Annotated in this window: 8 protein-coding genes; 1 reads left to right on the top strand and 7 read right to left on the bottom strand. The window is 59.6% G+C overall.

Annotated elements, in window-relative coordinates; all coding sequences use genetic code 11:
• Window positions 1–132: 132 nt before the first annotated feature.
• Window positions 133–561 carry a hypothetical protein gene (locus CCR95_RS10200; RefSeq protein ID WP_201094054.1) on the bottom strand — a complete coding sequence of 143 codons (429 nt, stop codon included), beginning with the start codon at window positions 559–561 and terminating at the stop codon, window positions 133–135.
• 136 nt (window positions 562–697) lie between these two features.
• Between CCR95_RS10200 and CCR95_RS10195 the strand changes: the two genes are divergently transcribed.
• The gene (locus tag CCR95_RS10195; protein ID WP_201094052.1) at window positions 698–1,780 is read left to right on the top strand and encodes an adenylate/guanylate cyclase domain-containing protein; all 1,083 of its coding nucleotides are present in this window, start codon (window positions 698–700) and stop codon (window positions 1,778–1,780) included.
• A 93-nt stretch (window positions 1,781–1,873) separates the two neighbouring features.
• On the opposite strand, the gene infA is transcribed toward CCR95_RS10195, so the two are convergent.
• The 6 genes from infA to trxB form a co-directional block, all read right to left on the bottom strand.
• Complete coding sequence (gene infA, locus CCR95_RS10190; protein ID WP_007193303.1) at window positions 1,874–2,092, bottom strand: translation initiation factor IF-1; 219 nt, start codon at window positions 2,090–2,092, stop codon at window positions 1,874–1,876.
• A 222-nt stretch (window positions 2,093–2,314) separates the two neighbouring features.
• The gene (locus CCR95_RS10185; RefSeq protein ID WP_201094047.1) at window positions 2,315–3,115 is read right to left on the bottom strand and encodes an arginyltransferase; all 801 of its coding nucleotides are present in this window, start codon (window positions 3,113–3,115) and stop codon (window positions 2,315–2,317) included.
• Window positions 3,112–3,879 carry a leucyl/phenylalanyl-tRNA--protein transferase gene (gene aat / locus CCR95_RS10180; protein ID WP_201094046.1) on the bottom strand — a complete coding sequence of 256 codons (768 nt, stop codon included), beginning with the start codon at window positions 3,877–3,879 and terminating at the stop codon, window positions 3,112–3,114. Before aat ends, CCR95_RS10185 begins: the two co-directional genes overlap by 4 nt.
• Entirely contained in the window at window positions 3,876–5,015 is a 1,140-nt protein-coding gene (locus CCR95_RS10175) for a GNAT family N-acetyltransferase (RefSeq protein WP_201094045.1), read from the bottom strand. Before CCR95_RS10175 ends, aat begins: the two co-directional genes overlap by 4 nt.
• Before the next feature lie 54 nt (window positions 5,016–5,069).
• Window positions 5,070–5,387: a quaternary ammonium compound efflux SMR transporter SugE gene (gene sugE / locus CCR95_RS10170; protein ID WP_201094044.1), complete on the bottom strand. Its 318-nt coding sequence runs from the start codon at window positions 5,385–5,387 to the stop codon at window positions 5,070–5,072.
• A gap of 149 nt (window positions 5,388–5,536) precedes the next feature.
• Complete coding sequence (gene trxB, locus CCR95_RS10165; RefSeq protein WP_201094042.1) at window positions 5,537–6,502, bottom strand: thioredoxin-disulfide reductase; 966 nt, start codon at window positions 6,500–6,502, stop codon at window positions 5,537–5,539.
• Window positions 6,503–6,675: the final 173 nt, after the last annotated feature.

Below are 6,675 nucleotides of genomic sequence, written 5' to 3'. Positions count from 1 at the left end.
GATTGTGGGTTCCATCAGACCTCGCCGCCGCTTAATGGTGGCTGGGTCCAACCGCCGGATGCGGAAAACCGCATGTCCGGTGGTGTGGGAGGGCTGACGGGCGCAATCCCGTCAGCCCGACCCGATCTGACCTCAAGGGTTGGTGGAGCGATGAACCCCATGATCTGCCAGCCATTGCGTATCGAGTTCCCAATCCACGCTGGTCACTCCCGGTTGCCCAAGCATCAGTCCCATCGCGAGCTTCTGATGGTCGATGAGATCCTGCTGGGCGGCGATCATGGCAGGGTCGTCCTGGCTTTTGCCGGCAACTTTTGGGTTGATAATCTCCAGGAAGCGGATCGCCGGGACATCGAACGAGCGTGGCGTGGAAATGATGGCGACGCCGTCGTTGAAAGCGCGCACTCTGAATTGATACGGATAGGTCGAGAGGCTCGGATGGGAGGTCAGGATCTCGTCAAGTTCCCAGACTTTCGGCTGCCAGACGGATTTAATCCAGAATCCCAAGGCCACGAGAATGACGAGTCCGAGTGCGATACTATAATTTCGTGTAAAACGGTCCATAAGTCTTATCTCGGTTGCGATGTTGAGGTGTCACTGGATTGGCGATTGTCATGATTGACGACTAGCATTGCCCGAGCGATGGGTTACAACCCATGAAGATTGTCAATTTATCGTCCGGTGGAGTCAATTCGGCGCCATGCAACACAAAGACAGACAATTACTCTTCTCCGGTATGGTCGGAGTGATCGAGGATATCTACGGGCCAGCGTCCTGTTGTCAACTCGACGCTCTACTGCGCCAGAAACTGACGACCAAACTCGACGAATTTCTGTTGGAGTCGCAACCGGTCGCGCTGACCGAGGCAACGATTCTGATCGCCGATCTGCGCGGTTTTACGGCACTGATGGAGTCATTGCCATCGCACCTCATGGTCGGGCTACTGAATCGTTTTTATGGTCTGATGGCGCAACTGATCGAGCGTCACGGCGGCGTGATCGACAAGTTCATGGGGGATTCGGTCATGGCGCTGTTTGGCGCCCCGGTGCGCCGCGCCGACGATCTGCTGCGCGCGCTGGCCTGCGCCGTGGAGATGCAGCAGGCCATGGCGGAGATGAACCGACACAGCGAGGGACGTGGCGAGCCGAGCCTCTACGCGGGGATCGGGGTGAGCACAGGCGACGTGATGGCCGGCAGTTTTGGCTCCCGACTCTATAGCGAGTACACGGTGATTGGCGATACGGTCAATCTCGCGGCGCGGATCGAAGGCTACAGCCTTCGCGGGCAGGTGTTGATCAGCGAGGCGAGTTATCTCGGCGCGCGGGGCCACATCGAGATTGGCGCGGTCAACGACGTGATGGTGAAGGGAAAAGTGAAGCCAGTCACGCTGTATGAACTGAAGGCTGTTTCTTATCCCATACCGCTCGCCGTTCCCGAAATCGAAATCCGCAAATCGCCGCGGATTATCGTTGATTTTCCAGTAATTTTTCGCAAGGTCGAGTCGAAAAAGATCCTGTCCGAGCGGTTTGTCGGCAAAGTCAACGATCTTGGCTATTATGGCCTGAGCGCCGATCTGCCGCTGATCCTGCCGCCCTATTCGGAGATCCTCATGTCGCTGACGCCGGAGTTAGGCGTGGATCATGCGGTGGAGGTCTATGCCAGGGTGCTGCGCGCGAGTGGAGAACAAGGGCCTTACCGCACCAATCTGCAATTCACAACGATGGACACGCCGGGGCATCGGAAGGTCAAGCAATATGTCGACCAAATGCTTTGGGGGCAATAATGAATCGATTCAGCCGCGTCAGTGACGCTGATTGTTGGTTCGGGCGAGGCCGACCGATTGCTTCCGCTCCCCGCTCAGCCTGACAGGCCGGTGTCAGCGGGCGCGATAGACGATGCGTCCCTTGGTGAGGTCGTAGGGGGTGAGTTCTACGGTGACTTTGTCGCCGGTCAGGATGCGAATGTAATGCTTGCGCATTTTGCCGGAAATATGGGCGGTCACGGTGTGACCGTTTTCCAGCTCGACCCTGAATACGGTATTCGGCAGAGTCTCGGTGACCGTGCCTTCCATCTGAATGACGTCGTCTTTTGACATAGGTGTGTATTTTCTAGGCGAACTGCCAATGCGAACAACTCGGTTCTTAAAGCGATGGAATCATAGCACATCCACGAGATTGAAACGGGTATTGGGTTGTTCGCCGCGATAAAAAACGTCATTCTCTGCCGGTAAAACCGCGCTAGGGCCTGTCCGTCAATGACTTGAACAAATGGAGTAAGGTCATTTCTGGGCGACCATCCGGCTGGAAAACGGCTTACTTTATCTGTCAACAATGCGGATCATGCCGGATGCTGTCGAGGGATCCCCGGCATCGAGTGAACGATGCCGCGCGAAACGCTGCCATTCATGTCCGTTCCAAGCCTCGATCGGACGAAAACGCTCTTTATAGGCCATTTTTTGGCTCTCCTTGATCCAATAACCAAGATAGAGGTACGGCACGCCCAGTCGCCTTGCGATCTCGATCTGAGACAGTACGGCGAAGGTTCCCGGCGCGCGTCCGGAGATGGCCGGTTCAAAAAAAGTGTAAACGGCGGAAAGTCCGCCTTCCAGCCGATCCGTGACGGACACTCCGACCAGTTTTCCGTCAAGCCGCAGTTCGATGAAACGTGTGGTTCCGCCCCAGGGTTCGACCAAAAACCGTCGATAGCTTTCCTCGCTGGTATCGTCCGCCATGTTGCCCTCTGGATGGCGACGTGTCAGGTAGCGCCGGTAGAGGTCGAAATGTTCCGGGTTGAAAACCGCAGGGGTGTCGACAAGCACGAAGTCCGGAGCGTTGCGTTTCCAGTTGCGGCGCTGAGAGCGGTCGGGCCGAAATTCGCTCACCGGAATGCGGACCGGAACGCAGGCCGTGCAGTCCCGGCAGGCGGGGCGGTAGATGTGAAATCCGCTACGCCGAAATCCCTGGTCCATGAGCCGCTGATAGGTGGCAGGATCGATCTGAGCAGTTGGGTCGACGAAGGCCGTGCGCGCCTTTACCCCTTCCAGATAAGAACAGTCGTGCTCGGCAGTCAGGTAAAGTGGCAGATAGCGGCCTCGATTGGGATGGTTTGCCTGATTCATGGCGAACCGGAGTGCGCTTGCGGGGCTTTAGGGGATGGCGGATCGTCAGGCAAGGGAGCGACGCAGCCCTCCCTACGGCCATCGTCCCAACTGAAGTGACGCCCGGGAAGCGGGCAGAAGCGATTCAGCAGATTCAGGAAATCGACGCGAGGCATTTCGATGGCACCCATGCGTATCAGGTGGTCGGTTCGCATCTGGCAGTCGATGAGGCCGAAGTTCCAGCCTTCAAGCTGCCGGCAAAGCTGGACCAGCGCGACCTTGGAAGCATCCGTCACGCGGGTGAACATCGATTCGCCGAAGAAGGCGCGCCCGATGGCGACGCCGTAGAGCCCGCCGACCAGGTGCTGATCCTGCCAGACCTCCACCGAATGGGCCAGGCCGCGCGCATGCAACACCTCATAGGCGGCGATCATCTCGGGGATCAGCCAGGTGCCGCCCTGGGGCTCTCGGGGCGCCGCGCAGCCACACAGCACCTCATGGAACGCGCGGTCCAGCGTCACGGCAAACGGTTGTTGACGCAGCCGTTTTGCAAGGCTGCGCGAGATCCGCAACTGTGTTGGAAACAAGACCGTGCGCGGATCGGGGGACCACCAGAGAATGGGATCGCCAGGGTTGAACCAGGGGAAGATTCCGCGCCGGTAGGCATTCTGGAGTCGCGCCGGGGTTAGATCGCCGCCGACCGCCAACAGACCATTGGGCTCGCGTAAGGCGTGGCGGGCATCGGGAAACGAGTCCCGATCCTGGGGATCGAGTAAGGCGATCATCCGTTTCGATAGGGGCTGTGGGTGTGCATTTCCGTCAAATAATCGTCCATCCCGCGGGTCTCCTGGCCGAGAAAGTCGGAGATGGCGACGCGGAATCCCGGATTGGCGATCCAATGGGCGGACCAGGTCGGCGTGGGCAAAAAGCCTCGGCTGACTTTATGTTCGCCTTGGGCGCCCGGCTCGAAGCGCGCCAGTCCGCGGTCGATACAATACTCCAGTCCCTGATAGTAACACGCCTCGAAATGCAGGCTATGGAAGTCCTGGAAGCAGCCCCAGTGGCGGCCATAGAGCGAACGACTGCCGGTCAGATTGAACGCGGCGGCAACGATGTCCCCGCCATGCTCGGCCAGCACGAGCAGCAGATGTTGGCCCATGGTTGCGCCGATGTCCTGAAAGAACGGGAGCGTCAGGGTCGGGATGCCGCCGCGTTTGTCGAAGGTGTCGCGGTAAAGCTGGTGAAAGATCGCCCATTCGGCCTCGGTGACTGCGTCGCCGGTCACTCGACGGACGCGCACGCCGTTTTCCGCCACGCGGCGACGCTCGCGGTGGATCTTTTTCCGTTTTGCCGCCGTGAAGGCGCCGAGAAACGACTCGAAGGAGTCGTATCCCCGATTGTGCCAGTGAAATTGGCAGCCGACCCGTCGCATCAGCCCCTGATCCTCCAGCCAGTCGGTCTCGTCGGCGGCGGTAAAGAGCCAATGCAGCGAGGACACGCCCATCCGCTCGGCGACCTGAACCGCGCCCTGGATGAGCGCTTGGGCATGTTCGCGACGCTCGGGCGTGGCGCCGGTCAACAGCCGCGAACCGGTCGCGGGGGTGTACGGCGAGGCCACGACGAGCTTTGGATAATAGTTCAGTCCATGCCGCTGGTAGGCATCGGCCCAGGCCCAGTCGAAGACGAATTCGCCATAGGAATTGAACTTCAGATAACAGGGTGCGACCGCCAGCAGCCAGCCGTCCCGATCGCGCAGGGCCAGGTGATGAGGTAGCCAGCCGAACCTCTCGCCGACGCAGCCGTGACGCTCCAGGGCGGCGAGAAACTCATGCCGCAGAAAAGGGGTATCCGGGTCGGCGAGACGATTCCATTGCTCGGCGGGAATCTCGGCGATGGCGGAATGGGTTGTGACCTTATTCAATGTAGATGCGTTTGCCAAGCTGCAAATTTCACTCTCGCGCTACTGGGCCGACCGTTACGGCATGGATATCTTGAGGCCAACGATACCAGCAAGGATGAGCGAAAGGCTCAGTAATCGAGTGACGCTAGCCGGTTCGCTAAACAGAACCATGCCGAAAATGGCAGTGCCAATGGCACCGACGCCAACCCAAACAGCATAGGCTGTACCGACGGGAAGTGTTTTCATGGCGACGCCGAGCAACCCGACGCTGAGTGTCATCGACAGCATCGTCCAGACAGTGGGCCATAGTCGTGAAAAGCCTTCGGTGTACTTCAGTCCAATCGCCCAACCGATTTCAAATAACCCAGCAATCAGCAGAATTAGCCAGTCCATGAAACACTCCTGAACAGGGTTATGAGCGGAGCAGAAAGGTCGAATCATCAACGGCTTACGCGCCGGGGTCCGGATTTCCCGCTCGTCCCTCATTCGCTGAGCTCTGGACGAACGGCAAATCCTGCGCTGTTCGCATTGCCCCTTGCCCCTTAAATCCCGCCAACCGCCATGGCATCCAGAAACTTCTCGGCGTCCAGGGCCGCCATGCAACCGGTGCCGGCGGACGTAATGGCCTGGCGGTAAATGGGGTCCATGACATCGCCGGCGGCGAAGACGCCAGGCACCGAGGTTGCGGTCGCGTTGCCCTGGGTGCCGCTCTGGACCTTGAGGTAGCCGCCCGCCATGTCGATCTGGCCCTCGAAGATCTGTGTGTTCGGTTTGTGTCCGATGGCGATGAAGACGCCCTGCAGGTCGATATCTCGGGTTGTTCCGTCCAGCGTGCTCTTGATGCGGATCCCAGTCACGCCGGTTGCATCGCCCAAAATTTCGTCGAGCGTCTGGTTCCAGGCGAGCTTTATGTTGCCTTTGTCGGCTTTTTCGAGGAGTTGCCGCTGGAGAATCTTCTCGGCGCGCAGCGCGTCGCGGCGGTGCACCAGGGTGACCTCGGAGGCGATGTTCGAGAGATACAGCGCCTCTTCGACCGCGGTATTCCCGCCGCCGATGACGGCGACTTTTTGGTTGCGGTAGAAAAAGCCGTCGCAGGTGGCACAGGCGGAGACGCCGCGTCCGCGAAATTCCTCCTCGGAGGGCAGGCCGAGATACATGGCGCTGGCGCCGGTCGCGACGATCAGCGCGTCGCACGTATAGATCGCCGAATCGCCGGTGAGACGGAAGGGACGCGAGGCGAGATCGACCGCGTTGATGTGGTCGAACAGAATCTCGGTCCCGAACCGCTCGGCATGCCGGCGCATCCGCTCCATGAGTTCAGGCCCTTGGACGCCGTCCGGGTCGCCGGCCCAGTTATCGACCTCGGTCGTGGTCATCAGCTGGCCACCCTGCTCCAGCCCGGTGACCAGAACGGGGCTGAGATTGGCTCGGGCCGCATAGACAGCGGCGGTATAACCGGCGGGTCCCGATCCCAGAATCAGTAGCCGGCAGTGTTTGCTTTCACTCATGCAATGGACTCCAACGATTGCGTAGCGGGCGTCGTCCGTCGCCGCTGACACCCGGTGCCAAAAGCGATCGTTGCGGTGCCCGCGAGTCTGTCTTCTTAAAGGCAGCAACTGTACTGGCTGGCGGAAATGGCGTAAAGCGTGCGCTGCCCGGCGTTTCGGAAACGATTTGCCCG

The sequence above is a fragment of the Thiocystis minor genome (genome assembly GCF_016653465.1).
In the GTDB taxonomy this organism is placed as follows: Bacteria; Pseudomonadota; Gammaproteobacteria; order Chromatiales; family Chromatiaceae; genus Chromatium; species Chromatium minus.
Note: the sequence above shows the minus strand (reverse complement) of the source record. Positions and strands in the feature narration are given on the sequence as shown.

Bases quoted from the DNA above. Each gene is read 5' to 3' on its own strand.
- CCR95_RS10200 (WP_201094054.1), bottom strand. From the start codon at position 561: ATGGACCGTTTTACACGAAATTATAGTATCGCACTCGGACTCGTCATT.
- CCR95_RS10195 (WP_201094052.1), top strand. From the start codon at position 698: ATGCAACACAAAGACAGACAATTACTCTTCTCCGGTATGGTCGGAGTG.
- infA (WP_007193303.1), bottom strand. From the start codon at position 2,092: ATGTCAAAAGACGACGTCATTCAGATGGAAGGCACGGTCACCGAGACT.
- CCR95_RS10185 (WP_201094047.1), bottom strand. From the start codon at position 3,115: ATGAATCAGGCAAACCATCCCAATCGAGGCCGCTATCTGCCACTTTAC.
- aat (WP_201094046.1), bottom strand. From the start codon at position 3,879: ATGATCGCCTTACTCGATCCCCAGGATCGGGACTCGTTTCCCGATGCC.
- sugE (WP_201094044.1), bottom strand. From the start codon at position 5,387: ATGGACTGGCTAATTCTGCTGATTGCTGGGTTATTTGAAATCGGTTGG.
- trxB (WP_201094042.1), bottom strand. From the start codon at position 6,502: ATGAGTGAAAGCAAACACTGCCGGCTACTGATTCTGGGATCGGGACCC.